Source organism: Modestobacter sp. URMC 112, assembly GCF_053502575.1.
On the sequence record NZ_CP199957.1, the window covers coordinates 3,952,894 to 3,978,843 of the forward strand.

The window sequence follows — 25,950 nt, forward strand, 5'->3', positions numbered from 1 at the left end:
ACGTCAGACCACCCACTTCTGGGGGGCGGACGCCCCCCTGACCACGGCTGGGTCGGGGGCGGGCGGGCAGCGAGGCTGCTCAGCACCGCCGCCGCGACGGCAGACAGAGGAGCTCTTCCGATGGACAACCCTTCGCTCAGCCGACGTGACGCCCTCAAGGTGTCGCTGCTCGGCGCCGCTGCGCTCGCCCTGCCCTGGCAGGGCGTCCTCTCCGCGAAGGCCGCGTCGCGCCTCGCGGCGAGCAAGCTGCCGCGGCCCTACACCGTGCCGTTCTGGACCCCCCCGGTCCTGCAGCCGGTGAAGACCGACGAGCTGGCGGACTACTACCGGATCACCCAGCGCGCCTTCGTGGGCGAGGTCCTGCCCGGGATCAAGACGCCGCTGTGGGGCTACAACGGCTCGGTCCCCGGTCCGACGATCAAGGCGCGCCGCGGCCGGCAGACGGTCATGCGCCAGATCAACGCGCTGCCGGCGAAGCACCCGACGCTCGGCTACGTGCCGTGGACGTCCACCCACCTGCACGGCATGCCGTCCAAGCCGCAGTACGACGGCTACGCCGGGGACAACTCGCTGCCCGGGCAGTGGAAGGACTACGTCTACCCGAACAGCTGCGAGGCCCGGACGCTCTGGTACCACGACCACGGCGTGCACCACACCGCGGAGAACGTCTACATGGGCCTCGCCGCCCAGTACCACCTCACCGACGCCGTCGAGGACGCGCTGCCGATCCCCAAGGGCCGCTACGACGTCCCGGTCACCATCAGCGACGCCGCGTTCGCCGAGAACGGCGCCCTGCTGTGGGACGACAACAGCCACTCCGGCGTCTACGGCGACGTCATCCTGGTCAACGGCCGGCCGTGGCCCACCCTCAAGGTGGAGCAGCGCAAGTACCGGTTCCGCGTGCTCAACGCCTCGATCGCCCGGGGGTACACGCTGCGGCTGAGCAACGGGCAGCCGTTCCAGGTCATCGCCACCGACGGCGGCTTCATGGCCTCCCCGCAGACGGTCACCTCGCTCAAGCTCGGCATGGCCGAGCGGTACGAGATCGTCATCGACTTCGCCGGGATCACGGTGGGGCAGAAGATCCAGCTCGTCAACGGCGGGGTGAAGAACGCCACCGACTACGACCACACCGGCAAGGTCATGCAGTTCGAGGTCGCCGGCCCGGCGACGAGCACGGCCAACAACACCGTGCCCGCCGTCCTCACCGCCGCGCACCCGGCGATGCTGCTGACCCCGGCGATGTCCAAGGCCACCCGCCACATGCGGCTGGAGCGGACCAACAGCATCTGGACCATCAACGGCGAGACCTGGGACGACGTCGCCGACAGCGACTACTCGCGCGTCTTCGCCAACCCCCAGGTGGGCGACGTGGAGATCTGGGAGGTGGAGAACAGCTCGGGCGGCTGGTTCCACCCGCTGCACGTCCACCTGGTGGACTTCCAGGTGCTGTCCCGCAACGGCCAGAAGCCGCCGCCGCAGGAGCGCGGCCCGAAGGACGTCGTCTACATCGGCGAGGGCGAGACGGTGAAGCTGATCATGCGCTTCGGGCCCGAGCACGGGCGCTACATGATCCACTGCCACAACCTGTCGCACGAGGACCACGACATGATGACGCAGTTCCAGGTCGGCGAGCACGACGCGGACTGCGACCCCATCAACGCCGTGCCCCCGAGGTCCGGCCCCGAGACCCCGCTGGCCCTCCCGCCGGCCGAGACCGAGCAGGACACGGCACCCCCCACCTCCTCCGCGCCCACCAGCACGTCGGCACCCAGCACCACGGCCAGGCCGACCACCACGGCACCGACCACCACGGCCAAGCCGACCACCACGGCACCGACCACCACGGCGGCACCGACCACCACGGCACCGACCACCACGGCCAAGCCCACGACCACGGCTCCGACGACCAGCACGTGGTCGCGCAGCACCACGTCGTCGCCCAGCACCACGTCGTCGCGGAGCACCACGTCGTCGCCCAGCACCTCGCGCACGACGTACCGGAGGGACAGGTGACCGCCGTCGCGGCGGCCCCGGTCCGGCGCCCACCGGCACCGGTGCGCAGCGGTGCGGCGCGTTGGTGGTGGACCGCCTCCGCAGCGGCGGCCGGCGCCGGCCTGCTGCACGTCGCCGCGGCGGCCGGCCACCTGGCGGCCGGTGACCTCGTCGTCGGCCTGTTCCTGCTGACCGCGCTCGCCCAGCTCGGCCTCGGCGCCTGGCTGGTGGCCGCCGCCCGGACCGGCCGTGGAGGAGTCCGTCCGCTCGCCGTCGCGGTGGCCGGGACGACGCTGCTGGTCGGCCTGTACCTGCTGGCTCACACGACCGACCTGCTCGCCGGTCTGACCGGGCACGACGCCGCCCACGCGGCCGGGCACGTGCACGGCGGGGGCGAGGCCGCGCACGCCGCGGGTGCGTCGATCACGACCGGCGGCCCGGTCGCGCTGGACGACCGGCCGACCGCCGGCGCGGAGGCACCCGGCCTCCTCGGGACGGCGACGGTCGCCCTGGAGCTGCTCGGGATCGCGGCGATGACCGCGCTGCTGCCTGCTCACCTGCGGCGCCGCGTGGTCGACGCGCTGCTCCTGCTCGGCGGGCTGGCCTGGGTGCTGTGGCTCACCGGCGTGCTGGCCTGACCAGCGCGCCGGGCGCCGCGCGGTCGGCGCGCCGGGCCGGCCGGTGGCTGTCCTGGCTCGCCGCCGGGTGCGGGGCGCTCCTCGTGGCGTCGGTCGCCGGGCTGCTGCCCGTGCAGGTGATGCGGGTCGGCTCGGGCAGCATGGCGCCGACCGTGGCCGCCGGCGACCTGGTGCTCGCCGAGCACACCCCCGGCCCGGTCGGCCGCCGCGACGTCGTCGTGGTGGCGCACCCCGTCACCGGCACGCTGCTGGTCAAGCGGGTGGTCGCGCTCGGCGGCGATGAGGTGTCCATCGAGGACGGCGTCCTGGTCGTCGACGCGGTCCCGGTCTGCGAGCCGAGCATCGACCCGGCCCGGCTGGACGGCGTCTGGTTCGGTCCGGTGACCGTCCCGGACGGCGAGGTCTTCCTGCTCGGCGACGACCGAGGCGGCTCGATCGACTCCCGGGCGTTCGGCCCGGTGCCCGCGGGGACCGTCACCGCCGTGGTGCGCACCCGGCTGTGGCCGGCCCCGGGCGGGCTGCCCGTCGACCGCTGCTGACCCGCCTCCGCGGCCGCCGTCGCCCTACCCGCGGAGCCGGTCGACGCCCCTCCTCTCCAGCGCGGCGACCCCGGCACCGGACAGCCGGGGCAGCACCGACGTCCGCCCGGTGAGCAGGAGCAGCAGGTCGCCCATCGACCCCTCGACCGGCTCCCCGGCGCCCACCGCCCACGGCTGGTCGGTGGCGCGCAGGGCCAGCCCGCTCAGCCGGCGGCGGGGCCAGAACGGCCAGTTCAGGGCCCAGACCCGGTCGGCGGAGACCGCCGCTGCGGCCGGGGGGACCGGCCGGTCGATGCCCAGCGGGCGGGCGATGTCCTGGCCGTGCACCAGGACGTCGGTCAGCGGCTCGACGATCGACGTCCCCACGGCGTGCCGGCGGGAGCCGACCATCGCCCGGATCTCTGCGACGACCTGCCCGGTCGGGACGACGGCGTGCTCGCGGGCGGTCTGGTCGATCATCCGGTCGAAGCTGCCCCGCGCCCGCAGCAGCGCCGGGACCGCCGCCCCGGCACCCATGTGGGCGAGTGCGAGGTGGGCCGCGACGTCGCGGACCCGCCAGCCCGCGCACAGGGAAGGGCGCTCCCAGTCGTCGGGCGGCAGCCCGCCCAGGAGGTCGGCGAGCGTGGCGCGCTCGTCGTCGATCGTCTCCCAGATGAACGCCGTCCGGTCCATGGCCGCCTCCGCTGCCCCGACCTGATCGGTCAGAGAATCGTACTATCGGGGCGTGGCGGACACCAGAGCCGACGGCGACGAGCTGAACACCGGACTGCTGCTCTTCATCCCCTACCGGGCGCTGGAGACGCGGGTCCTGCGGGCAGTCGCGGACGCCGGCTTCGACGACCTCACGCTGGCCCAGGCCCGGGTGCTGCAGCGGGTCCGCCCGGCCGGCAGCCGGCTCACCGAGCTGGCCGCGGCCGCCCAGGTGACCAAGCAGACCGCCGGGTTCCTGGTCGACCAGCTGGAGGCGGCGGGCTACGTTCGCCGCCGTCCCGACCCGGCCGACGGGCGGGCCCGGCTGGTGCAGGTCGCCGAGCGCGGCCTGGCCGCGGCCGCGGTGGGTGCGGCCGCCGTCGCGGAGGTGGAGGCGGAGTGGGCCGCCCACCTGGGCGCGCAGCGGATGGCGGCCCTGCGCTCGGCGTTGATCTCGCTCCGCGAGGTCACCGACCCCTTCCGCTGACCCTCAGACGGCGGCGGTGCCGATCAGGCCCTTGCGGGTGACCAGCGCGGCCAGCTCCTCCTCGCGCAGCCCCTCGGTCCCCTCGGGACGGCGGGGCAGCACCATGTACCGCGACTCCGCGCTGGCGTCCCACACCGACAGCCGGGTGGTCTCCGGCAGCTCGAGCCCGAACTCCCGCAGCACCCCGCGGGGGTCCCGGACGACGCGGGACCGGTAGGCCTCGCTCTTGTACCAGCCCGGCGACGGGCCCAGCAGCGCGATCGGGTAGCAGGAGCACAGGGTGCACACCACGACGTTGTGCTCGTCGGCGGTGTTGGCCACCACCTTCAGCCGCTGCTCCTGCAGCCCGCCGGCCATGCTCAGCCCCACCTCGCGCAGCGCGGCGTTGGCGTCGGCCAGCAGCCGCCCGGCGAACCCGGGGTCGGTCCAGGCCCGGGCGACGACCCGGGCGCCGTTGGCCGGGGTCCCGCCGGCGGCGAACTCGTCGATGCGCCGGTCGATCTCGCCCTCGTCGAGCAACCCGCGCCGCTCCAGCAGCGCCTCGACGTGCCGGACCTGCGCCGAGATCAGCGAACTGCCGTGGTCTCCGCTCACGTCTGCTCCTCCACGGGCATCAGGTAGTCCTCCCACAGCTCCACGGTGACGGTGTGGTCGCCGGCGCCGAAGAGGTCGGCCGCGGCGAACCGCACGTGGTAGACGGTCTGCGCCGGCCCCGAGCGGCCCCGCGCGCGGTCGTCGGCCAGCGGGTGCGCGCCGGCCGGCTCGACCACCACGCCGACGGCGCCGCGGGCGTAGCGGGGCAGCCGGGTGTGCCACTCGGGGTCCATGGTCCGCGTGCGCACCCGGTCGCCGGGGGCGAAGCGGTCAGTGCGCGTGCTCATCGGGGGCGGCCAGCTCGTCGGGGGTGGCCAGGCCCTTCTCGGCGAGCAGCGTGGTGATCGCGGCGAACCACTTCTCGTAGTAGGAGGAGGCGAGGTACTCCTGCGCCGGCATCCGCTCGATCGCGTCGCGGAACTCGTCGAGGTTGTAGACCCCGCGCTTGATCAGCGCGCCGTTGAGCGCGAAGACGTGCGCCTCCCAGTCGGCGTGGAAGCGCGGCTCGTCGGCCTCCTCGCGGATCGGCGGGAAACCGGCCATGCCGCCGACGTCGTTGACCCGGGCCATCGTCAGGGCCAGATCGAGGCGACGATGATCGCGGAGACGGCCAGCGTCGCCGCGGCGGTGACCAGGCTCGCCGGATGGAAGTCCACCTGCATGAGCGTCGCGCCCAGCTTGCCCGGGGTCAACAGGTCCAGGACGACGAAGGCGACGACCTGCAGCGCGATCCCGACCAGCCCGAAGACCACCGTGTAGGCCAGCGCGGTCCCGAACCCGCTGGTGGCGTTGGTCCAGATGGTGGCGAAGGCGATCGCCCCCTGCCCGAGGAACCCCGCCGACAGGGCGACGGCCGCGTTCACCGACCGCTCCTGGTAGATGTGCCGGGCCAGGTGACCGGGGGTGAGCAGGTCGAGCGCGATCGCACCCACCACGAGGAGCAGGATGCCGACGCCGGTGTAGGCGACGGCGTATCCGATGCTGGCCAGCACAGAGGACCTCCGGGGTCGGGACGGCGGAGCGCTGCGAGCCTAGGGCCAACGCCACGTCCCGAGGTGGAACAGTCCCCGTCCGGGCGGCGCTGTCCCTGCTGTGACCGACGCGGACACGCTGGCCCTGTTCGACCTCACCCCGGCCGAGACGCCGGTGACCGACCGGCTCTTCGACGTCCACCGCATCTACGCCGAGCCCGACGCGGCGGCCTCCCCCCGCGGCCGGCAGGTGCTGGCCCGCTTCCCCGGCGCCGAGGTCGTCGAGGTCCCCTCGCACTGGCAGATCCCCGAGCTGCACGGCAACGAGGGCAACGTCGACCGCTGGGTGCGGGTCAAGTCCGAGACCCTGGTGCTCGGCGTCAAGAAGTCGCTGTCCGCCCGCCCCAACGGCCGGTCGGCGGACTTCATCGCCCCCTCGACGGCCAACGGCTGCGCCATGGCCTGCGCCTACTGCTACGTGCCGCGGCGCAAGGGGTACGCCAACCCGATCACGGTGTTCACCAACATCGACCAGATCACCGGCTACCTGCGCCGGCACGTGGCCCGGCAGGGGGTCAAGCCCGAGCCCGACCAGGTCGACCGGGACGCCTGGGTCTACGACATCGGCGAGAACGGCGACTGCTCGGTCGACGCGCTGATCAGCGACAACGTCGCCGACCTGGTGGCCACCTTCCGGGACCTGCCGACGGCGAAGGCCTCGTTCGCCACCAAGTACGTGAACCGGCAGCTGCTCGACCTCGACCCGGCCGGCCGCACCCGCATCCGGTTCTCGGTGATGCCCGAGGAGGACTCCCGGCTCCTGGACGTGCGCACCAGCCGGGTCGCCGAGCGCATCGCCGCGGTCGACGACTTCGTCGCCGCGGGCTACGAGGTGCACCTCAACCTGTCCCCCGTCATGCTCCGCGAGGGGTGGGAGGCTGACTGGACGGCGCTGCTGCGGCAGCTGGACGACATCCTCTCCCCCGCCGCCAAGGCGCAGGCCGCCGCCGAGGTGATCATGCTCACCCACAACGCCGGGCTGCACGAGGTCAACCTGGGCTGGCACCCGCGCGCGGAGGAGGTGCTCTGGCGGCCCGACCTGCAGGAGGCCAAGCGCTCCCAGAACGGGCAGGACAACGTGCGCTACCGGGCCGACGTCAAGCGCGCTGGAGTCGCCCGGCTCCGCGAGCTGGTCGGCCGGCACGCGCCCTGGCTCACCATCCGGTACGCGTTCTGACGTCGCCGTCGTCCGCCGACCCTGGGTCGCGGCGCGGGTACGGCGCGTGTGCCATCGTAGAGGTCCACGCTGCTGGTCGGCCGGACACGGGGAAGGGGATGGCTCCAGTGGACGCTGCCCCGGTCGCCGCACCGGAGCTGCTGGAGGCACTGCCGGACACCGTCGTCGTCGCCGACCGCGGAGGACGGATCGCCTACATCAGCCGTGCTGTCACCACGCTGCTGGGCCACCGGCCGGAGGACCTGGTGGGCCGCCCGCTGCAGGTGCTCATGCCCGAACGGCTGCGGCACGGGCACGGCACGGGGTTCGCTCGTTACGCGGCCACAGGTCAGGGCAAGCTGGTCGGGGTCACCACCCAGCTGCCTGCGCTGCACGCCGCCGGGCACGAAGTGGCCATCGACCTGACCCTGTCCCGGGTGGCGCGAGAGCCCGACCGGCAGGACCCCGGCGACGCCCTGGTCGTCGCCGTCCTCCGCGACGCCAGCACCACCGTCCTGCTGGAGCGCCAGCTCGAGGTCAGCCGGTACCTGGCCGCCATCCAGCGGGTCACGATCGCGCTCACCGGGGCACCCGACGCCGACACGGCCTTCCAGCAGCTGCTGCCCACGCTGTGCACCGAGCTGGACTGGGACGCCGCCACCATGTGGCAGCCGGACGCCACGACCGGGAGACTGCGGCACGCCGGCACCTGGGCGGCTCCCGGGGAGGGAGCCGGGCAGCTGCACGCGCAGGCGCGGGGGCTCACCTTCGGCCGCGGCGAGGGACTGCCGGGGCTGGCCTGGCAGAAGCGCGGCCCCGTCGTCATCCCCGACCTGTGGTCCGACGAGCGGTTCCTGCGCCGGTCCGGCGCCCGGGCCGACGGTCTGCGCACCGGCGTCGCCTTCCCCGTGCTGCACGGCGACACCCTGCTGGCGGTGTGCGAGCTCTTCTCCCGCCCGGAGCGGGAGGTGCCCGGTGACCTGCTCGAGGTCCTGGCCACCGCGGGCCGGCAGATCGGCCAGTTCCTCACCCGGCTGGACGCGGAGTCGCAGGTGCGGTCGCTGGCCGACACCCTGCAGCGCAGCCTGCTGCCGCCCTCGCTGCCGGCCGTGCCCGGCGTCCGGCTGGCCGCGCGGTACCGGCCCGGCGGGGCGGGGCTGCTCGTCGGCGGGGACACCTACGACGTCCTCCCGCTGCCCGAGGGCCGCTGGATGGTGCTGATCGCCGACGTGTGCGGCAAGGGCGCCGAGGCCGCCGCGATGGCGGCGCTCGCCCGGCACACCGCCCGCGCCGCCGCGACCGCCGGTTCAGGGGCCGCGGGCGTGCTGACCGCGGTCAACGCCGCGCTGCTGGGCGAGGGGGCCCCCGGTCCGCTGCGGTTCGTGACCGCCTGCTGCCTGGTGCTGCACCCGCACCCCACCGGCGTGACCGCGACGCTGAGCGTGGCCGGCCATCCCCTCCCGGTGCTGCGCTCCCCCGACGGGACGGCCGCCGCGGTGGGCACCCCCGGCCGGCCGCTGGGCATCGACCCGGCGTCCGACTACGCCGAGCGCTGCGTCGAGCTGCCGCCGGGCACGACGCTGGTGCTGGTCACCGACGGGGTGACCGAGGCCCGTTCCGCCGACGGCACCCAGTTCGAGGAGACCGGCCTGCTGGAGGTCCTGCGGGACACCGCCGGGCAGGAGGCGGAGGCCACCGTCGCCGCGGTCCAGGGCGCCGTCGACCGGCACCTGCGGGGCTCGCGGCACGAGCGCGACGACCTGGCCGTGCTCGCCCTGCAGTGCTGACCGGGTCGGACCCCGCGCCCGGCACCCCGTCCTCGTCGGGCCCGTCCTCGTCGGGCCCGTCCTCGTCGGGCCGGTCGTCGTGGGGGCTGTCGTCGTGGGGGCTGTCGCTGCTGGACCGCACCCGCACCCGGACCGGGTCCGACGACGCGGGTGCGCTGCGCGGGACCGCCGACCGGGCCGGCCGGGCGGAGGCGGCCGGCTACGACCGGTTCTGGGTCGCCGAGCACCACGGCGTGCCCGGCGTGGCCGGCTCCAGCCCGGCGGTGCTGCTGAGCGCCCTGGCCGCCCGGACGTCGTCCATCCGGCTGGGGTCGGCCGGGGTGATGCTGCCGCACCACCAGCCGCTGGTGGTGGCCGAGCAGTTCGCCACCCTGACCGCCTTCGCACCCGGCCGGGTGGACCTGGGCGTCGGCCGCTCCCCCGGCTTCACCGCCCCGGTGCGCCGGGCGCTGCGCTCGGACCGGGTCCGCGACTTCGGCGCCGACCTCGCCGAGCTGCGCGCGCACCTGACCGGCATGGCCGAGATCACCGCCCACCCGCGCCCGGACGGCGACGTCCCGGTGTTCGTGCTGGCCACCGCGCGCGGCCTGGCCGTGGCCGCCGAGCTCGGTCTCCCCGTGGTGGTCGGCGGGCCGCTGCTCGGCGTGGCCGGCGACCCGGGGCCCGGGCTGGCCGCCCTGGCCCGCTACCGGGACGACTACCACCCCTCCGCCGGCGCCCCCGAGCCGTGGGTGGGCATCAGCCTCGACGTGCTCGTCGCCGACACCGCCGCGGCCGCCCAGGAGCTGCTGCTGCCCGAGGCCTGGGCGATGGCGCAGGCGCGGACCATCGGGACCTTCCCGCCGCTGGAGCCGGTGGCCGCGGTCCGGGCCCGGACGATGACCGCCGGGCAGCGCCGGCACGTCGCCGAGACGGCCGCGGCAGCGGTCGCGGGGACCCCCGGTGAGGTGGCCGACCGGGTGGCCGGGCTGCTGGACCGGGCGGGTGCGGCGGAACTCATCTCCTCCGGCAGCACCTACGACCGGGGTGCGCTGGCCGAGTCCGACGCCGCGCTGGCCGAGCTGTTCGGCCGGTCCCCGGTCCGCCGCTCCAGCGACGGCAGCGCCGCCGCCAGGCCGGCGCCGTCCCCGGCGTAGACGACCGGCACGCCGTTCAGCTCCTCCACCCGGGCCGCGCCCCGCACCGAGACGTCCCGCAGCAGCACCGCACGGACCCGGCCGGGCTCGGCGGCCGCGAACTCCCGGTAGAGCGCCGGGTCGTGCTCGGAGGTGTCGCCCACCAGCGTCCAGGCCACCCCCGGGAGGTCGGTGGCCAGCCGCCGCAGCGAGCTCCGCTTGTGCGCCCGGCCGTCCCGGAACCACCGGGTGGGGCTGGGCCCCCAGTCGGTGAGCAGCAGGGCACCGGGCGGGAAGCCGGCCCGCTGCAGGAAGCCGGCCAGCGGGCCGGCCAGGTTCCACGGCCCGTTGCTCAGGTACACCACCGGCACGTGCGGGCCGCCGGAGGTCAGCTCCCGGAGGAGCGCCACCATCCCGGGGACCGCCCGACGCCGGGCCATGGGCTGCACGAAGGTCCGCCAGGCGGCGCGCAGCGGGGTGGTGATGCCGGTGACGAGCACCGTGTCGTCGATGTCGCAGACGACCCCGCGGCCGGCGCCGGGTGAGGACAGGTGCACCGGCGCGGTGGCCGAGCGGCTGCCCGCGGTGAGGACGGCGTCCACCTGCCCGCGGTCGCGCAGCCGGTCGGCGGGGACCTCCAGGGTGGCGTCGACCAGGCCGTCGGCGTCGCTGCCGACCGTGGCGCGGACCCCGGCCACCTCGACGGTGACGGGGGCGTGCGGCGCCTCCAGGGTCAGGAAGCGCTGCCAGCCCGGCACCGCCCGCCGCTCCTCGGGGTGCGCGCCGGGAGGGGCGAGCAGCACCCGGCCGAGCACCCGGACCCGGTCGCCGCTGCCGTAGCCGGGGTGGGCGAGCACGGCGGGGGTCCAGCCGCGCCGCCGGGCGGCCCGGGAGAGCAGTGCCCGGAGGGCGGCGTCGCCGCGACGGGCCAGGGCGGGCAGTGTGGGCACGCGGGCAGCCTGCCATCCCGGCGGCGGGGTCGCGCCCTCCGCGACGTCCACCGGCTGCGACGTGCACCGACCCCGGACGCGCAACGACCGCGGCGGCCGGCGGGGAGCCGGCCACCGCGGTCGGGGCGGTGGTGCTGCGATCAGGCTGCGATCGCGTCGTCCGTCAGGCCGGACGGGCCGGGGTCAGGCCCGGACGCCGGAGTGGCGGCGGGACAGCAGCACGCCCAGGGCGATCATGGCCACGCCCAGGAGCAGGTGCAGCCAGTTGTCGGCGCTGTTCACCGGGACGAAGTTCGCCGCGGTGTCGTGGCCGATGACCAGGCCGTAGAGCCACAGCACCAGGTAGATGGCGCCGCCGCCGACGAGGAACGTGCGGGAGCCGGAGTCGGTGCGGGACATCAGGATGCCGGCGACGCCGAACAGCAGGTGCACGATGTTGTGCAGGATCGACACCTGGAAGATCCCGAGCAGCATCGCCGTCGACTCGTGGCCGGCGAAGCTCATGTCGCCGTAGTTGCTGGTGATCCCGGGGACGAAGCCGAGCACGCCGACGAGCAGGAACACCGCGCCGACGACCTTGGCTGCGGTGCGGAGCAGGTCCTGGCCGGCAGTCGCGCGGCCGTGCGATGTGTTGGTCACGGGGGTTTTCCTCCTGGAACGGACGTCAGCGGGACGGTGCGCCGCCCCGCTGTGGACTTGCTGAGGGGTGATACCCCTTGCACCCAGGTGTTCGAACGAGATGTAGGTAGCGGTTTGGCAACATCACCCGAACGGGTGAGCCGATCTCGGGGGACTCAGCCCTCGCTCCCCGGCGCCGCCGTCGATCCGGCGGCCGGGTCCGTCGTCGCGCCGGTCGGGATGGCGGACGGGTCCTCGGCGGACGGGGTGGCGGCCGCGCTCCCGGTCGACGACGGCGTCGGCGCCGGCTCGGCGGTGAACGGCGGTGGGGTGGTGGCGGTGGGCGTGGGCGTCGGACCGCTCTCCGACGTCGGCGCCGGCGAGCTCTCCGCCGGGACGGAGCCGGTCGGCACCGTGCTCGGGGACGGGTTCCCCGTGCCGGCGGACCCGTCGGCCGGGGCCGGCCCGTCAGCCTCCCGGGTCACCACGGCGGCGATGCGCTGCTCGAACACCGACAGCTGCGTCCGCAGCTCCGACAGGGGCAGGTCCGCCACCCGCTCGCCGAACGCGGACAGCTCCGCCCAGATGGCCGCGAGCTCCGCGCCGGCCTGATCGCTCAGCTCCCCGGGGACGCTGAGCACCAGCTGGGTGGCCAGCGCCTGGGTGACGCACTGCACGCACGCGTAGTTCACCGCGGCGGACAGGTTCTGCGGGACGACGACGTCCACCGACCCCACCAGCAACACCACCTGGAAGGCCACCGCCACCGTGCGGCACCCGGTGCAGCTGGCCAGCGCGTACGCCTCGTTGCGGTTGAGCACGGTCTCCCCGTCGGCCCACACGAGGGCGAACGCGACGTCGTAGCGGACCGAGCCGTCGGTGGTGTTCACCGCCAGCGCCTGGTTGTTCCCCGCGGCGGGCGGCAGCGGACGGTCGAAGGGGAAGACCCAGGTCGGCGCGGCGGCGCCGGGAGGCGTGTCGCTCCCGCGCCTGTCCGTCCCGGTCGGCTGGGCCGGGCCGGCCGCCGCCGCCCCGACCGGGGCCGGCTGCCCGGCCGGGACCAGGACCAGGGCCAGCGCGGGCCGGTCCGCGGTGGGCAGGGCGCCACCGTCCTCGGGCCACAGCGCGGCGCCGGCGCCGCCCGGCTCCGCACCCAGCTGCAGGGCTCCGGCGGCCGCCGCCGGCACGGCGTCGAGCACGGTGCCGCCCTCGTAGGCGCGCACCGGCCGGTACCGGTCCGCGGCAGGCCACCAGGCCCAGCCGAGGCCGGCGACCAGCGCCGCGGCCAGCAGGCAGGCCAGTCCCCGGTGGACCGGGCGTCCCGCGGTGCGCCGCCGGATCCCGCCCGCGGTCCGCCGGACCATCCGGGTCAGCAGGTACCCGATGCCCAGCAGCGGCACCGCGAGGGCCGCGATCGCCAGGGCCCGGGCCAGCACGCCGAGGCCGTCCCCCGCGCCGAAGGCCGCGCTCAGCTCGGCCCCCTGCCGCTGCGCCGACGCCCAGGCGGTCGCCAGCAGCCGGGGCAGCGACAGCACGGTCAGCAGCAGCGCCACGGCCATCAGCGGGACGACGAGCAGCACCCACCCGGTCACCACCGCGCGCGCCCAGGGCCGCAGCGCCGTGGCCTCGGGCTCGCTGCGGCCGGGCAGCAGCCCGCGGAGCACCGGCCCGATCCGCTGGTACAGGTCCGGGACGCCGGTGAGGTCGGCGAGCACGTGGTAGCCGTCGAAGCGGAGCAGCGGCGCCAGCTGGCGCACCATCTGCAGCACCTGGGTGACCACGACGAGCAGCACCCCGTGCCAGCCCGTCCCCCACCACACACCGAAGGCGAGCAGCACCACGATCGCGTTGAAGTACAGGCCGCCGAGGTCGGTGCGCACGCGACCGGCGCGGCCGAGCCGGTAGCTGTCGGTGACGTCGGTGTAGAAGGCCGGCCAGAACAGGTACAGCCCCATGCCCATGGCCCCGGGCGTGGCGCCGCCGTAGCGGGCCGCGGCGGCGTGCCCGAACTCGTGGAAGCCCGCCGACAGCACGGTCACCGCGACCACGGCCAGGAACAGCGCGGGGAACTCGAAGGCCTGCGCGGTCGCCGCGGCCAGCCCCTCGCGGAACAGCACCCAGCCGGACACGGCCACGAAGGCCAGCACCACCGGGACGACGACCAGCGGGCTGAAGAGCACCGCGAACGGTGCGGTCAGCCGCCGGGTGACCGCGGGGTCGGTCACCACCCGGCGGAACCGCAGGCCCAGCAGCGGCTCGGACCGGCGGACCTCGGGCTCCCGCCCGTCGGCCAGCCGGAGCAGGCCCAGCGGCCGGAGGCTGGCGTCGACCAGGCTGCGGACGTCGTCGGGCCGCACCAGCCGGCCGGTCGCCGCGCCCACCACACCGGCGACCTCGGCGACCGTCCGCCGGCCGTCGACCGCGGACAGCACCTGCTGCAGCAGCGGCGTCAGGGTGAGCACCTGGCCGTCGCCCCGGCGGACCAGCGCCGGCGGCCGGCGGTAGCCCGACCCGGGCACCTCACCGAGCAGCTCGACGCCGCCGGCGCGCGCCAGCACCTCGCCGTCCCGCCCGGGGAGCCCGGCGGTGGGCGGGACGGCGAGGGGCGTGGTCTGCGGATCGGTCATGCCCGTGCGTCCAGCCGGCGCCGGGTCACTGGGTGATGGTGGACGTCTGCTCGGCCGTCGCCTCCGCGTTCGCGTCGATGTCCTGCGTGATGACCGCGTCCTGCTGGGACACCGCCGTGGCCACCGAGTCGACCGAGCCGATGTTGGCCGCGACCGCGGCGTCGATCGGTGCGGCGACGTTGGCGTTGGCGGCCACCGCGCCGTTGATCGGGGCGGCCAGGTCCAGGTCGGCGGCCAGGTCCACGTCCACGTCCAACAGGTCGCCGTCCAGCGCGCCGGCGGCGTCGGGGGCCGCCGCGCCGACGTCGGTGGTCCCGGTGGTGTCGCCGGCGGGCGCGGGCTCGGGAGTCCCGGCCGCGTCCTCGGCCTGGTCGATGGTGCTGTCCTGAGGAGCGGTGGCCACCGCCTCGCCGGCGATGCCCTGGTCGATCAGGACGCCCTGGTCGGACAGCGCCTGGGCGGTCGAGCCCACCGACAGCACGTTGGCGCCCACCGCGGCGTCGATCGGCGCGGCCACGTTGGCGTTGGCGGCGACCGCCAGGTCGATCGGCGCGGCGGCGTCCAGGGCGAGGTCGAGGTCGGCGTTGAGGTCGAGCAGCGAGATGACCTCCTTGTCCGGGAGCGGCGCCGCGGTCTCGGCAGCGAGCTCCTCCGGGGAGAGGGGGCGCAGTTCGTCGTCCTGGGGCACGGGTCCTCCTCCGCGAGGACGGTCCTTCCGTCCCGCGCGTCCGCGGACCGTAGGTACCGGCGCCCCGCCCCGGCCACCGGTGTCACCCGATCGTGTGCGCCCTCCCGGCTGACCTACCGTGGGCGGCATGGCGCGGGTCGTGGTGGTGGGCGCCGGGCTCGGGGGCCTGGCCGCCGCGGCCCGGCTGGGCGCCGCCGGACACGCGGTGACGGTGCTGGAGCAGGCGCCGCAGGTGGGCGGGAAGCTCGGCTGGTACGCCCGCGACGGGCACGGCTTCGACACCGGGCCGAGCCTGGTGACGCTGCCGCAGGTGCTCGAGGACCTCTTCTCCGCCACCGGGGCGCCGCTGGCCGACGTCCTCGACCTGGAGCGGCTGGACCCGGCGGTGGGCTACCGGTTCGCCGACGGCACACGGCTGGCGCTGCCCGGCCGGCTCGACGCCGTCCCGGCCGCGCTGGACGACGCCCTCGGCGCCGGCGCCGGGGCACAGTGGTCGGCGTTCCTGGACCGGGCGGACGCGATGTGGCGGGTCACCGAGCAGCCGTTCCTGCGCTCGCCACTGGCCGGTCCGGCGACGCTGCTGCGGCTGGCCCGGCGCGGCGGCGACCTGGCCACCATCGCGCCGTGGCGCTCGCTGCGCGGCCTGGGCAGCCGGTACCTGACCGACCCGCGGCTGCGGATGCTGCTGGACCGCTACGCCACCTACTCCGGCTCCGACCCGCGGCGCGCGCCGGCCGCGCTGGCCACCGTGCCGTGGGTCGAGCAGGCGCACGGCTCCTGGTACGTCCGCGGCGGGCTGCGCCGGCTGGTCGAGGCCGTCGCCGACCGGGCGGTCGAGCGGGGTGCGGTGGTCCGGACCGGGGTGCCGGTGGCCGAGGTCCTGGTGGAGGGCGGCCGGGCCGCCGGGGTGCGGACGGCCGACGGCGAGCGGGTGCCGGCCGACGTCGTCGTCTGCAACGCCGACGCCGCGGCGCTGTACCGCGACCTGCTGCCCGCGGCCCGGACCCGGCGGGCCCGGGCGGCGCTGCGGCGGGTGACCCCGTCCTCGTCGGGGTTCGTGCTGCTGCTGGCGCTGCGCGGCCGGACGCCGGGGCTGGCCCACCACACCGTGCTGTTCCCCGCCGACTACGACGCCGAGTTCGACGCGCTGTTCGGCACCCGGTCGGCGCCCCGGCAGCCGGTGGCCGACCCCACCGTCTACGTCAGCGCGCCGGACGACCCGGCGACCCGGCCCGACGCGGACAGCGAGTCGTGGTTCGTGCTGGTCAACGCGCCCCGGCACGAACCCGGCGACGGCGTCGACTGGGACGCCCCCGGCCTGGCCGAGGCCCACGCCGACTCGGTGCTGGCCACGATGGCCCGGCGCGGGCTGGACGTCCGGGACCGGGTGCGCTGGCGGGTGGTCCGCACCCCCGCGGACCTCGCCCGGGAGACCGGCAGCGTCGGGGGCTCCATCTACGGCACGTCCAGCAACGGCGCCCGGGCCGCGTTCCTGCGCCCGGCCAACGCCGCGGCGGTGCCCGGGCTGTTCCTGGTCGGCGGGTCGGCCCACCCGGGGGGTGGGCTGCCGCTGGTCACCTTGTCCGCGGAGATCGTCGCCGGCCTGGTCGGCCCCGCCTGAGGAAGGACCCCGCTGCCCCCGGGCCTCGGCCCCTTGGTCGGCCCCCTGCAGGGTCCCGCCGCGAGCCTGGGAGGCCCCGTCCGGAGGCTCGCCCGAGCTTGCGAGTGGTGGGGGGCAGAGGGGTCCTTCCTCAGCGGAGCAGTCGGACCTGGACCGGCAGGTCGAGGTCCGACCACGCCCGGTCGGCGGTGAGCACCTCGGGAGGTGAACTCCGGACCGCCAGGGCCAGGCAACAGCGGTCCCCCAGGGAGAGCGCCCGACCGCCCGGCAGCGAACGCATCGCGCCGGCCAGGAGGGCGTCCTCCTCCAGCAGCGGCTCGATGGTGACGCCTGCGGCAGCGAGGAGCCCCCGCACCCGGGTCACTGCCACGTCGGCGTCCACCAGCTGGCCGACGACCTCGGCCAGGTTGACCGTGCTCAGCGACGCGGTGGCCAGCTCCGCCGCCACCACGTCGGCGCCCGGTTCGTCGTGCACGAGAGCCAGCACCGCGGATGCGTCGAGCACGCTCACTCGGCCGCTGCAGCGGCGCGCCGTTCGGCGAGCAGTTCGTCGACCAGGGAGCGACTGCGCGGCACAGCCGACGCCAGACCCCGCAGTTCTGCGGCCGCGTCCTGCGGCCGCTCCAGGACCAGCCGGCGGCCCGCCAGCCGCAGGTGCAGTCGGTCTCCTGGGGCCAGACCGAGCGCCGCGCGGACCTCCGCCGGGATGACGAGTCGACCCTGCTGGCCCAGCACCACCGTGGCATCCATGGACTGAGCATGCCACGCCTCATGTGCGCGTGCCAGGACGCGCACGGGCCCCCCACCGCGCGCGTCCCAGCGGTGGGGGGCACGGTCGGCCCCCGTACAGGGCCCCGCCGCGAGCCCGCAAGCGGTGGGGGGCCGGGCGGCCCCCGTGCAGGGCCCCGCCGCGAGCCTGCGAGCGGTGGGGGGCACGGGGGTCCTTCAAGCGTCGCGGCGCTGGAAGACCCAGAAGCCGACGACCAGCACGGCCGCCACCTCGGCGGCGAACACCGCGAAACCGGTCCACGGGCCCAGCAGCTCGGGGTTGAACGACACCGGCGTGGCGATGCCGGACCCGGCGTTGCCCGGCAGCAGCTTCGCCGTCCACTCGCCCCACGACCCCGGCAGCAGGAACGCCATGCTCCCGACCACGAAGACCAGCGCCAGCACGATGGACAGCGCGGCGGCGGTGTGCCGCACCAGCACCCCGACGGCCGCGGCGAACAGCCCGAGGCCGGCCAGGTAGAGGCCGCTGCCCACCAGCGAACGCAGCACGCCGTCGTCCCCCAGGTCGACGCCGACGCCGGCCGCGTCGAGGAACCAGTTGCCGCCGAGGTAGCCGGCTACGGCGGTGACGGTGCCGGCGACGAACAGGGTCCCGGTCAGCACCAGTGCCTTGGCGGCCAGCACGGAGCCGCGCCGCGGGGTGGCGGCCAGCGTCGCCCGGATCATCCCGGTGCCGTACTCGCTGGTCACGGTGAGCGTGCCGAGCACGATCGCGGTGATCTGGGCGAACATCATCCCCCAGGTCACGAACGAGCCCGGCGACTCGTCGGCCTCGCCGCTGGCCAGCCAGTCGGCGCTGGTCGCGCAGACGAGCACGGTCAGCCCGGCCCCGAGGCCGAAGAGCGCGACGGTGGACCACAACGTCGACCGGACGGTCCAGAACTTGATCCACTCGGCCTGCAGGGTCTGCGCGAAGCCGGGCCGGGCCGGCTGGGCCTGCCGCGGAGCCAGGCCGCGGGACGCGGCGTGGGCGGTGGTGGCGGAGGCGATCATCGGAGGGCTCCTGCGGTCTGCGCGGAGAACTCCACGCTGTCGGCGGTCAGGGTCATGAAGGCGTCCTCGAGCGAGGAGCGCACCAGGGTCAGCTCGTGCAGGCCCAGGCCGGCGGCGGCGGCCAGGTCCCCGATGCCGGCGGCGTCCAGGCCCTGGACCCGGAGCTCGTCGTCGGCGGCGGTGACCTCCAGGCCGTGCCCGCGGAGCAGGTCGGCCACCTCGCCGCGGCGCGGGCTGCGGACGCGCACGTAGGAGGCGGCGTGCCGGGCGATGAACTCCGCGGTGGAGCAGTCGGCCAGCACCCGGCCGCGGCCGATGACGACGAGGTGCTCGGCGGTCAGCGCCATCTCCGACATCAGGTGGCTGGACACGAACACCGTGCGCCCCTGCCGGGCCAGGTCCTGGGCCAGGGTGCGGACCCAGCGGATCCCCTCGGGGTCCAGTCCGTTGACCGGCTCGTCCAGGACGACGACCGGCGGGTCGCCCAGCAGCGCGGCGGCGATGCCCAGCCGCTGGCCCATGCCGAGGGAGTAGCGCCCGGCCCGCTGCCCGGCCACGGAGGTGAGGCCGACCAGGTCGAGCACCTCGTCGACCCGGGCCGCCGGGATGCCGTTGCTGGCGGCCATCCAGCGCAGGTGGTCGCGCGCCGACCGGCCGGGGTGGACGGCCCGGGCCTCCAGCAGGGCGCCGACCTCGCGCAGCGGCGCCGGCGAGTCGGCATAGCGGCGCCCGTTGACGGTCACCGAGCCGGCGGTCGGGCGGTCCAGGCCCAGGACCATCCGCATGGTGGTGGACTTGCCGGCGCCGTTGGGACCGAGGAAGCCGGTCACCCGGCCGGGCTCGACGGTGAAGCTGATGCCGTCGACCGCGGCCTTGCCGTCGTAGGTCTTGGTGAGCCCCTGCGCGACGATCACGTCGTCGCCCCGGGGCGGGTGGTGGGCTGAGGAGTCATGCCGCAGAGCGTGTCCGCGGCGGAGGGTGCGGCACATCGGGGAGCACCCTGGACCGGTCCCTGACCCGACCCCGAGCGCCACCCTGAGCCGGACCCCGACGGGGCCGGCCCGATCAGCCAGGCGGGTCCGCCCGGCGCAGCGCAAGGGCCACCACGGACGGGACGGCGAGCTCCGCACCGGCGGCGAGGGCGTCGTCGACCGCGTCGTCCCCGAGCGCGTCCCGGGCGGCCGCCTCGGTCCGCGTGCGCAGCCCGGGATCGGGCAGGTAGTAGCCGTAGACGGCCGAGCCGACCCGCTCCCGCAGCCCCTGCGCCGCGCCGAGCAGCGACGCGGCCCGGGCGTGCGCACCGGCAGCGCCCTCGACCACGGCCAGGCTCTCCACGAAGAAGGCCAGGTTGGCCAGGTCGCCGGTCCGCTCGGAGAGCTCGATGCCCTCCACGAGGTGCTGCCGCGCGGCCACCGGCCGGTCCTCGGCCAGCTCGACCTGGACGAGGCCGAACAGGGCGACGTAGACGGCCAGGTGGTCACCCCGGCGGCGGGCGGAGTCCAGCCCCCGTCGGAGGTGCGGGACGGCGCCGCCGGGGTCGCCGGAGACCAACCGGACGGTGCCCAGCCACATGTGGGTCAGCGCGGCGAGCCATTCGGTGGTCGGCCCCGCCCGATCGGAGAGCTCGAGCGCCGCGACGAAGTACGGCTCAGCGGCAGCGGGCCGGCCGCCGACCAGTGCGACCAGGCCCTGGCCGGCCGTGGAGTACGCCTGGCCCTCCAGGTCGTCGGTCGCCGCGGCCAGCTCACCTGCCTGCCGCCACCACGCCCCGCTGGGTCCGAGGTCCCCCTGGGCGAACGAGATCGCCGCCGCGGCCAGCGTCACCCGCACCCGGACACCGGCCGACAGCTCGTGCTCGAGCACCGTCTCGGCGAGGCGCCGGCTCCGGCGCAGGTGGCCCCGGAGCCAGCCGAGCAGCCCCAGCGCCCAGGCCATCCGGCCGGCGACGTCGGCGTTCCCGGTGTCCAGCCACCACTCGACGGCGGCGGACAGGTTGGCGACCTCCGGGTCCGCCCGGTCCAGCCAGGCGACCTGGTCCGCCTCCCCGTGGCCGGGCGTCCCCTGCTCGGCGAGAGCCAGGTAGAAGGTCGCGTGGGCGGTGCGCGCCCGCTCCTCCTCCTCGCGGTCGAGCAGGGACCGGGCGTGCTGCAGGACGGGCTCGAGCATCCCGTAGCGGCGGGCGACGCCCTCGCCGAGGACGACGACCAGCGAGTGCTCGATCAGCCGCTCCAGGGAGCCCACCGGGTCGTCCAGGTCGACGGCCACCGCCTCGACGGCCTCCAGCGTGCACCCGTCGGTGAAGACGGACAGGCGGCGCAGCAACGCCTGGTCCTGCTCCCCCAGCAGGCGATGGCTCCAGTCGAGGGTGGCGCGCATGGTCCGCTGGCGCAGCGGTAGGTCCGGGGCCCCGGCGCGGCTCATCGCGTCGTCGAGCCGCTCCAGCAGCGCGGGCGCGTCCAGGACCCGCGCGCGTGCCGCGGCGAGCTCGAGGGCCAGCGGGATCCCGGCCAGCCGCTCGCAGAGGGCGGCCACCGCGGCGGCTCCGCCCGGTCCGCTGCCGAAGCCGGGTGACACCGCACGGGCCCGCTCCAGCAGCAGGGCGCCGGCGGCGGCGGACTCGACCTCGGCCAGGTCGGCGGCGCCGTCGGGCGGCAGCGCCAGCGGGTGGACCACGTACTCGGACTCCCCCCGCAGCCGCAGCGCCGCCCGGCTCGTCGCCAGCACCACGAGCTCGGGGCACTCGGTGAGCAGCCGGGAGACGATCGACGGAGCGCCGGGCAGGTGCTCCAGGTTGTCCAGGACGAGCAGCAGCTGCAGGCCGCGCACCTGGTCGAGCACCCGGTCGTCGGCCCCCTCGTCCTCCACGCCGGCCAGGCCCACGGCCCGGCCCACGGCGGGGAGGACGAACGCGGCGTCGTCCAGCGCCGCCAGCGCGACGAAGGCCGCACCGTCGGCGTACCGCTGCTCGGTCTCCCGGGCGACGGCCAGGGCCAGCCGGGTCTTCCCCACCCCGCCGGTGCCGGTCAGCGTCACCAGCCGCGACACCGACCGGCGCAGCGCCGCGGCGACGGCGCCGACGTCGTGGTCGCGACCCAGCAGCGGTGTCAACGGGGCCGGCAGCCTCCGTCGCGGGGGCGCGCCGCCGGCCGGGGGCGTGTCCGGAGCCCGGTCCAGGGCCGCGGCCAGCAGGGCGGCCCGCTCCTCGGGCGTGGTGTCCAGTGCCTCGGCGAGGCGGCGGACCGTGTGGGGATAGGGGCGGCGCCGGACACCGCGCTCCAGCGCGCTGATGCCGTGCGCGGTGAGCCCGGCGCGGTTCGCCAGCTCCTCCTGGGTGAGCGCCCGGCCCTCGCGGAGGCGGCGGAGCAGTGCTGCGAAGGGCTCCCGCTCGGGGAGCACGTCCTCCCTCGGCACGGGAGGAGCCTACGACCCGTACAGCACCCGCACGCTGCTCGACCGGTGGCGCTGTCCGTGGTCACCCGGCGCCCGACCGGCCACAGTCCCTCCCGGCGACGACGCGCCGAGCCCCGGGAACCAGCACGTCGTCGCCGCCAGCACCGCCGCTCCGCTCTGAGCCCCCCCGGGGCCGGTGGCCGGCCGTCGAGGGGGAACGGCCGGCCACCGCGGGTGGCGGAGGCACGGCATCACCGTTGGAGGCCCGATGGGACCGGACCGCAGGCGGCGCCTGCTCGAACGGCGCCCCGCCGCCGGCGTCACCACCCTGGACCGGCTGGCGGCCGGCGGCGAACGCGACGTCCCGGTCCGCTTGTACGTGCCCCGGGGCCCGGCGCCCGCGGGTGGGCGCCCCCTGGTGGTGGCGATCCCGGGCGGCCGCTGGGTCCGCGGCGGCGTCGGTGCCTCGGTGTGGCCGTGCGGGCGGATCGCCACCCGGGTGGGCGCGGTGGTCGTGCACGTCGGCTGCCGGGTGGCTCCCGAGCACCCGGCTCCGGCCGCGCACCTCGATGCCTACGCCGCGACGGCATGGCTGGCCGAGCGCGCCACCCGGTTCGGTGCCCGGCCCGACCGGCTGGCGGTGCTCGGCGACGGGCCGGGAGCGACCGTCGCGGCCACCGTGGCACTGGACGCCCGGGACCGCGGCCGGCCCGCCATCGCGTTCCAGGTCCTCGTCCGTCCGGCCACCGACCTGACCCTGGCCGCGCTGGGCCCGGTGCGGCCTCCCGCCCGGACCGGAGGCGCACCGCTGCCGGGCGAGGCGGACGTGCGCCAGTGGGCCGACCGCTACCTCGGCGAGCTCGCCGACCCGCTCGACCCGCTGGTGTCCCCGCTGCTCGCCGAGGACCACCGCGGTCTGCCGCCGGCGCTGGTGGTCACCGCGGAGCACGACCCGCTGCGCGGCGACGGCCTGCGCTACCTCGACGCGCTGCTGGCCGGCGGCGTCCGCGCCGAGCACGCGGAGGCTCCGATGGGAGGCCCGTCGCGGCCGGCCCGCGGCCGGCCGCCGGTGGACCCGGCGCTGGAGGCGGTGGTGGTGTCCGCCCTGCGGCGGGCGCTGACCTGAGTCCCCGTCAGCCGCGGGCCGCGCCCAGACCGAGCACGGCGGCCAGGCCCAGCGCGCTGCGCGGCGCGTACGGCGTGCGCCACAGGCCACCGTGCGCGGCGGCGTACGCCTCGTCCTGCCACGGGTGCTCGTGCGCCGGCCCGCCGCCGGTGTGCAGGTCGTGCACCAGCAGCGCCGCCATCAGCACGTTGGCCGTCGCCGGCTCGAACACCTCGACCCCGAACCGGTGGGCACCGGCGTAGGCCGCGGCCAGCGCCCGGTTCTTCAGCACCGAGCGGGTCCGGGTGGGCGGGGCGACGTTCAGCGAGACCGTGGCGCCCTCGGCCCTGGCCACCGAGGCCCGCCAGCGCTGCAGTCGCTTGGCCAGGGCGTAGTTGGGGCCCTGCTGCGGCACCAGGCTGTCGCTGATCCCCGGGTCGCTGCCGGGCAGGTAGGCCCGGCGCAGCAGCCGGCCGGCCGAGAGCGTGCGCAGTGGCCGGCCGAGCAGCTTCGCCGTCCGGGACCGCTGGGCGTAGCCGCCGACCGAGGCCTCGACGGCCTCCCGCGGGACGGCGAACACGTCGGTGGGGGTGGCCAGGAACGCCAGCGCGAGGTCGGGGCGCAGCCCGGCCAGCCGCAGGGTGAGCGCGTCGACGGCGACCGACACCCGCACGTTGGTCGCGCCGTCGGCGTAGACGTAGTTGCCCAGCACCGGCCGGCCCGACAGCCCGCCCGCCCAGTCGGCGACCGCGGGCACCTCGGCGATCAGGTCCGCGCCGGCCCGCGCGGCGAGGTCGCCGCCGCCCTCGGCGACCGGCACCAGCAGCGTCCCGGCCCCGCGCCGGGCGGTGTCCAGCACCCGCTGCCAGAGCGCGGGCCGGGGCAGGTCCACCGCCGCCACCCGGGCCCCCCAGCGCAGCAGCGCGGTCAGCGGCCCCATCTCCGCACCGGCGCCCAGCACGGTCACGGTCGTGCCGGGCAGCGACAGCCACCCCGGGTTCGCCATGACGGTGCGCACCGCGTCCGCGCAGGACGGCTCGACCACCCCGGCACCGACCCAGGCGTCCAGCCGGTGGGACAGCTCGTCGCCGCGCAGCCGCTGCCCCCGGTAGGGCAGCGAGAACCCCTCCTCCGGGGCAGCGGTGCCGCGCACCTCCTCGGTGGCCAGCGAGCGGGACGGCGGGGCGCTGCGCAGCACGCCGAGGGGCTGCTCGTCGCCGTCCGGGCCGGCCACCCGCATCCGGTCGTGCAGCGACCGCAGGCCGGCACCGGCGACGGACAGCGCCGCCTCGCGCGAGGCCAGGCCGGCCTCGACGGTGCGGCGGACGTGGCTCAGGTAGCCGGCCCGCCAGTTGGTCTCCTGCTCGGCCGCCCGCGCTCCCGGCGGGTCGACCGGGCGCAGCGCGTCGGCGACCACCGCGCGACCCAGCGCGGCGGTGCTCCGCCGGCCGTCCGGGCCGGCGGGGAAGACGACCCCCTGCTCGCTCATGAGTCGACCACGGTCGGACCCGGCCCCGTCCCGGGCTTGCGAGGAATGGGGGGGACGGGGTCCTCACACGGCGCTCCGGCCTCCAGCCAGCGCAGCAGCGTGCGGGCGGCGAAGCCGGTGCCGCCCTTGACCGTCTCGGCGTCGTCGCTGCCGGCCCGGGCCGGACCCGCCACGTCCAGGTGGGCCCACGGCAGCCCGCCGGTGAACGGCTGCAGGAACAGGGCCGCGGTGGTGGAGCCGGGGTCGCCCGGGGCGTTGTTGGCGTCGGCCACCGGTGAGTCGAGCAGCTCGCGCAGGTGCCCGACGTGCTCGTCGGTCAGCGGCAGGCGCCAGAACCGCTCGCCGGTGTGCGCCGCGGCGGTGAGCAGCGCGTCGGCCAGGCCGTCCGTGGTGGCGTACAGCCCCGCCGTCCGGGCGCCCAGCGTCGTCCGCATGGCCCCGGTCAGGGTGGCCACGTCGACCAGCGCCGTGGCGCCGAGCCGCAGCCGGGCGTGGGCCAGCGCGTCGGCGAGGACCATCCGGCCCTCGGCGTCGGTATTGCGCACCTCTGTGGTCCGGCCGCCGACGTGCCGGACGACGTCCGCGGGCCGGTAGCTGGAGCCGGACACCGCGTTCTCGCACAGCGCGACCACCGCGGTGGCCGAGCCGGGCAGCCGCAGCCGGGCCGCCGCGTCGACCGCGGCCAGCACCGCCGCGGCGCCGGCCATGTCGGTCTTCATCTCGCGCATGCCGGCGGTGGTCTTGATCGACAGGCCACCGGTGTCGAAGGTGATGCCCTTGCCGACCAGGACCGGGGAGTCCGGCCCCGCCCCCGGCGGCCGGTACGCCGCGACGACGACCCGTGGCGGGGACGCCGACCCGCCGCCGACGGCCAGCACGCCGCCGAAGCCCCCGGCGCGGAGGGCGTCGACGTCGAGCACCTCGACGCTCACGTGCGCCAGCCCGGACAGCCGGCCGACCGCCTGGTCCGCGAGCCAGGCGGGGTCCTTGGTGCCGCTCGGGGTGTTCACCAGGTCGCGTGCCCAGGTGACGGCCGCGGCGGCGACCCGGCCGGCCTCCGCGGCGGCGGCGACGCCCGGGTCGGCTGCGTCCGCGGCGACGACGACCACCTCGGTGAGCCGGGGCGGGTGCGGGGTGGAGGTGTCCCGGAAGCGGTAGCCGGACAGCAGCGCGGCCTCGACCGCGGCCCGCACCTCGTCGGCGCCGGCCGGGGCGGCCGGGGTGTCAACGGGGAGGACCAGCCGGCGGGCGCCGTGCTCGGCGAGGGTCTGGGCCCGGCGGACCGCGACGGCGACGTAGGCGCGCAGGTCGGGCAGGGTGGCGTCGCCGACCCCGACGGCCACGACGCTGCGCGGACGGCGCCCGGCGACCGGCAGGTCGGTGATCCCGCCGGGCTTGCCGCCGTTGCCGGTGTCGGCGAGCGCGCCGGCGAGGAGGTCGGCGTCGACCGTCGGCGGGGTGCCGGGCGCCGGGTCGGTCACCCAGGCCGGGAGGGCACCGGAGGCACCGACCGGCACGGCGAGGACGTCGTCCTCCCCCAGCGCCGGGAGCGCGGAGGAGACCTCGACCCGCGGCAACGGCGCGGCCCCGGTCGCCGGCGGGTTGCCGGCGGCCGGGGCCGTGTCGTCGTGCGCGGGGCTGCCCGGGG

General features: G+C 76.6%; 24 protein-coding genes and 1 pseudogene. 9 read left to right on the plus strand and 16 right to left on the minus strand.

All coding sequences use genetic code 11. The features are described from left to right. Nucleotides 1-120: 120 nt before the first annotated feature. The 3 genes from ACWIX6_RS18795 to lepB are packed head-to-tail and all read left to right on the plus strand — an operon-like array spanning nt 121 to nt 3,172. Nucleotides 121-2,016 carry a multicopper oxidase family protein gene (locus ACWIX6_RS18795; protein ID WP_448613957.1) on the plus strand — a complete coding sequence of 632 codons (1,896 nt, stop codon included), beginning with the start codon at nt 121-123 and terminating at the stop codon, nt 2,014-2,016. After that, on the plus strand, nt 1,917-2,633 hold the full coding sequence (locus ACWIX6_RS18800) for a hypothetical protein (protein ID WP_448613958.1): 717 nt from the start codon (nt 1,917-1,919) through the stop codon (nt 2,631-2,633). Before ACWIX6_RS18795 ends, ACWIX6_RS18800 begins: the two co-directional genes overlap by 100 nt. Next, nucleotides 2,609-3,172 carry a signal peptidase I gene (lepB, locus tag ACWIX6_RS18805; RefSeq protein ID WP_448613959.1) on the plus strand — a complete coding sequence of 188 codons (564 nt, stop codon included), beginning with the start codon at nt 2,609-2,611 and terminating at the stop codon, nt 3,170-3,172. Before ACWIX6_RS18800 ends, lepB begins: the two co-directional genes overlap by 25 nt. A 24-nt stretch (nt 3,173-3,196) precedes the next feature. Here the strand turns inward: lepB and ACWIX6_RS18810 are convergent, their stop codons facing one another. Beyond that, complete coding sequence (locus tag ACWIX6_RS18810; RefSeq protein WP_448613960.1) at nt 3,197-3,844, minus strand: maleylpyruvate isomerase family mycothiol-dependent enzyme; 648 nt, start codon at nt 3,842-3,844, stop codon at nt 3,197-3,199. A gap of 52 nt (nt 3,845-3,896) precedes the next feature. Between ACWIX6_RS18810 and ACWIX6_RS18815 the strand changes: the two genes are divergently transcribed. After that, a complete protein-coding gene (locus tag ACWIX6_RS18815) occupies nt 3,897-4,349 on the plus strand; it encodes a MarR family winged helix-turn-helix transcriptional regulator (protein WP_448613961.1) in 453 nt (150 codons plus the stop codon). Nucleotides 4,350-4,352: 3 nt separating this feature from the next. On the opposite strand, the gene ACWIX6_RS18820 is transcribed toward ACWIX6_RS18815, so the two are convergent. From ACWIX6_RS18820 to ACWIX6_RS18835, 4 genes are read right to left on the minus strand one after another with little or no spacing between them, the layout of a single operon-like run. After that, nucleotides 4,353-4,943 (minus strand): nitrile hydratase subunit alpha, encoded by a 591-nt coding sequence (locus ACWIX6_RS18820; RefSeq protein WP_448613962.1) that lies wholly within the window; start codon nt 4,941-4,943, stop codon nt 4,353-4,355. Further along, nucleotides 4,940-5,230, minus strand: a complete 291-nt coding sequence (locus ACWIX6_RS18825) for an SH3-like domain-containing protein (RefSeq protein WP_448613963.1) — start codon at nt 5,228-5,230, stop codon at nt 4,940-4,942. The genes ACWIX6_RS18820 and ACWIX6_RS18825 overlap by 4 nt, the downstream gene beginning before the upstream one ends. Next, entirely contained in the window at nt 5,214-5,513 is a 300-nt protein-coding gene (locus ACWIX6_RS18830; RefSeq protein WP_448613964.1) for a hypothetical protein, read from the minus strand. The genes ACWIX6_RS18825 and ACWIX6_RS18830 overlap by 17 nt, the downstream gene beginning before the upstream one ends. Before the next feature lie 2 nt (nt 5,514-5,515). Further along, entirely contained in the window at nt 5,516-5,935 is a 420-nt protein-coding gene (locus ACWIX6_RS18835) for a DUF350 domain-containing protein (protein ID WP_448613965.1), read from the minus strand. A gap of 100 nt (nt 5,936-6,035) precedes the next feature. Here ACWIX6_RS18835 and ACWIX6_RS18840 point away from each other — a divergent pair, with 100 nt between their 5' ends. From ACWIX6_RS18840 to ACWIX6_RS18850, 3 genes and pseudogenes are all read left to right on the plus strand, one after another. Continuing rightward, nucleotides 6,036-7,151, plus strand: a complete 1,116-nt coding sequence (locus tag ACWIX6_RS18840; protein ID WP_448613966.1) for a spore photoproduct lyase family protein — start codon at nt 6,036-6,038, stop codon at nt 7,149-7,151. 98 nt (nt 7,152-7,249) lie between these two features. After that, nucleotides 7,250-8,917, plus strand: coding sequence for a SpoIIE family protein phosphatase (locus ACWIX6_RS18845; protein WP_448613967.1), 1,668 nt, complete (start codon nt 7,250-7,252; stop codon nt 8,915-8,917). Beyond that, nucleotides 8,911-9,918: pseudogene (locus tag ACWIX6_RS18850) on the plus strand (MsnO8 family LLM class oxidoreductase); the annotation flags it as partial. The gene ACWIX6_RS18845 and the pseudogene ACWIX6_RS18850, both read left to right, overlap by 7 nt. A 14-nt stretch (nt 9,919-9,932) precedes the next feature. Here ACWIX6_RS18850 and ACWIX6_RS18855 read toward each other — a convergent pair. The 4 genes from ACWIX6_RS18855 to ACWIX6_RS18870 form a co-directional block, all read right to left on the minus strand. Continuing rightward, nucleotides 9,933-10,982, minus strand: coding sequence for an App1 family protein (locus tag ACWIX6_RS18855; RefSeq protein WP_448613968.1), 1,050 nt, complete (start codon nt 10,980-10,982; stop codon nt 9,933-9,935). A 183-nt stretch (nt 10,983-11,165) separates the two neighbouring features. Then, nucleotides 11,166-11,621, minus strand: a complete 456-nt coding sequence (locus ACWIX6_RS18860; protein ID WP_448613969.1) for a DUF4383 domain-containing protein — start codon at nt 11,619-11,621, stop codon at nt 11,166-11,168. Between the two features lie 155 nt (nt 11,622-11,776). After that, entirely contained in the window at nt 11,777-14,227 is a 2,451-nt protein-coding gene (locus tag ACWIX6_RS18865) for a hypothetical protein (RefSeq protein WP_448613970.1), read from the minus strand. Nucleotides 14,228-14,252: 25 nt separating this feature from the next. Beyond that, nucleotides 14,253-14,915, minus strand: coding sequence for a hypothetical protein (locus ACWIX6_RS18870; RefSeq protein ID WP_448613971.1), 663 nt, complete (start codon nt 14,913-14,915; stop codon nt 14,253-14,255). A 127-nt stretch (nt 14,916-15,042) separates the two neighbouring features. On the opposite strand from ACWIX6_RS18870, the gene ACWIX6_RS18875 reads away from it, so the two are divergent. Then, on the plus strand, nt 15,043-16,536 hold the full coding sequence (locus ACWIX6_RS18875) for a phytoene desaturase family protein (protein ID WP_448613972.1): 1,494 nt from the start codon (nt 15,043-15,045) through the stop codon (nt 16,534-16,536). A gap of 130 nt (nt 16,537-16,666) precedes the next feature. Here ACWIX6_RS18875 and ACWIX6_RS18880 read toward each other — a convergent pair whose 3' ends face one another. From ACWIX6_RS18880 to ACWIX6_RS18900, 5 genes are all read right to left on the minus strand, one after another. Next, nucleotides 16,667-17,041, minus strand: coding sequence for a type II toxin-antitoxin system VapC family toxin (locus tag ACWIX6_RS18880; RefSeq protein ID WP_448613973.1), 375 nt, complete (start codon nt 17,039-17,041; stop codon nt 16,667-16,669). A 2-nt stretch (nt 17,042-17,043) separates the two neighbouring features. Further along, on the minus strand, nt 17,044-17,286 hold the full coding sequence (locus ACWIX6_RS18885) for an AbrB/MazE/SpoVT family DNA-binding domain-containing protein (RefSeq protein WP_448613974.1): 243 nt from the start codon (nt 17,284-17,286) through the stop codon (nt 17,044-17,046). 195 nt (nt 17,287-17,481) lie between these two features. Then, nucleotides 17,482-18,318, minus strand: a complete 837-nt coding sequence (locus ACWIX6_RS18890) for an ABC transporter permease subunit (protein ID WP_448613975.1) — start codon at nt 18,316-18,318, stop codon at nt 17,482-17,484. Continuing rightward, the gene (locus ACWIX6_RS18895; RefSeq protein WP_448613976.1) at nt 18,315-19,232 is read right to left on the minus strand and encodes an ABC transporter ATP-binding protein; all 918 of its coding nucleotides are present in this window, start codon (nt 19,230-19,232) and stop codon (nt 18,315-18,317) included. The genes ACWIX6_RS18890 and ACWIX6_RS18895 overlap by 4 nt, the downstream gene beginning before the upstream one ends. A gap of 151 nt (nt 19,233-19,383) precedes the next feature. Beyond that, the gene (locus ACWIX6_RS18900; RefSeq protein ID WP_448613977.1) at nt 19,384-21,729 is read right to left on the minus strand and encodes an ATP-binding protein; all 2,346 of its coding nucleotides are present in this window, start codon (nt 21,727-21,729) and stop codon (nt 19,384-19,386) included. Nucleotides 21,730-21,976: 247 nt separating this feature from the next. On the opposite strand from ACWIX6_RS18900, the gene ACWIX6_RS18905 reads away from it, so the two are divergent. Continuing rightward, complete coding sequence (locus tag ACWIX6_RS18905; RefSeq protein WP_448613978.1) at nt 21,977-22,834, plus strand: alpha/beta hydrolase; 858 nt, start codon at nt 21,977-21,979, stop codon at nt 22,832-22,834. A 7-nt stretch (nt 22,835-22,841) separates the two neighbouring features. On the opposite strand, the gene ACWIX6_RS18910 is transcribed toward ACWIX6_RS18905, so the two are convergent. After that, nucleotides 22,842-24,302: a hypothetical protein gene (locus ACWIX6_RS18910; protein ID WP_448613979.1), complete on the minus strand. Its 1,461-nt coding sequence runs from the start codon at nt 24,300-24,302 to the stop codon at nt 22,842-22,844. Further along, nucleotides 24,299-25,879 (minus strand): leucyl aminopeptidase family protein, encoded by a 1,581-nt coding sequence (locus ACWIX6_RS18915; protein ID WP_448613980.1) that lies wholly within the window; start codon nt 25,877-25,879, stop codon nt 24,299-24,301. Before ACWIX6_RS18915 ends, ACWIX6_RS18910 begins: the two co-directional genes overlap by 4 nt. Between the last annotated feature and the right edge of the window lie 71 nt (nt 25,880-25,950).

Bases quoted from the DNA above. Each gene is read 5' to 3' on its own strand.
- ACWIX6_RS18795 (WP_448613957.1), top strand. From the start codon at position 121: ATGGACAACCCTTCGCTCAGCCGACGTGACGCCCTCAAGGTGTCGCTG.
- ACWIX6_RS18810 (WP_448613960.1), bottom strand. From the start codon at position 3,844: ATGGACCGGACGGCGTTCATCTGGGAGACGATCGACGACGAGCGCGCC.
- ACWIX6_RS18825 (WP_448613963.1), bottom strand. From the start codon at position 5,230: ATGAGCACGCGCACTGACCGCTTCGCCCCCGGCGACCGGGTGCGCACG.
- ACWIX6_RS18830 (WP_448613964.1), bottom strand. From the start codon at position 5,513: ATGGCCCGGGTCAACGACGTCGGCGGCATGGCCGGTTTCCCGCCGATC.
- ACWIX6_RS18845 (WP_448613967.1), top strand. From the start codon at position 7,250: ATGGCTCCAGTGGACGCTGCCCCGGTCGCCGCACCGGAGCTGCTGGAG.
- ACWIX6_RS18865 (WP_448613970.1), bottom strand. From the start codon at position 14,227: ATGACCGATCCGCAGACCACGCCCCTCGCCGTCCCGCCCACCGCCGGG.
- ACWIX6_RS18875 (WP_448613972.1), top strand. From the start codon at position 15,043: ATGGCGCGGGTCGTGGTGGTGGGCGCCGGGCTCGGGGGCCTGGCCGCC.
- ACWIX6_RS18885 (WP_448613974.1), bottom strand. From the start codon at position 17,286: ATGGATGCCACGGTGGTGCTGGGCCAGCAGGGTCGACTCGTCATCCCG.
- ACWIX6_RS18890 (WP_448613975.1), bottom strand. From the start codon at position 18,318: ATGATCGCCTCCGCCACCACCGCCCACGCCGCGTCCCGCGGCCTGGCT.
- ACWIX6_RS18905 (WP_448613978.1), top strand. From the start codon at position 21,977: ATGGGACCGGACCGCAGGCGGCGCCTGCTCGAACGGCGCCCCGCCGCC.
- ACWIX6_RS18910 (WP_448613979.1), bottom strand. From the start codon at position 24,302: ATGAGCGAGCAGGGGGTCGTCTTCCCCGCCGGCCCGGACGGCCGGCGG.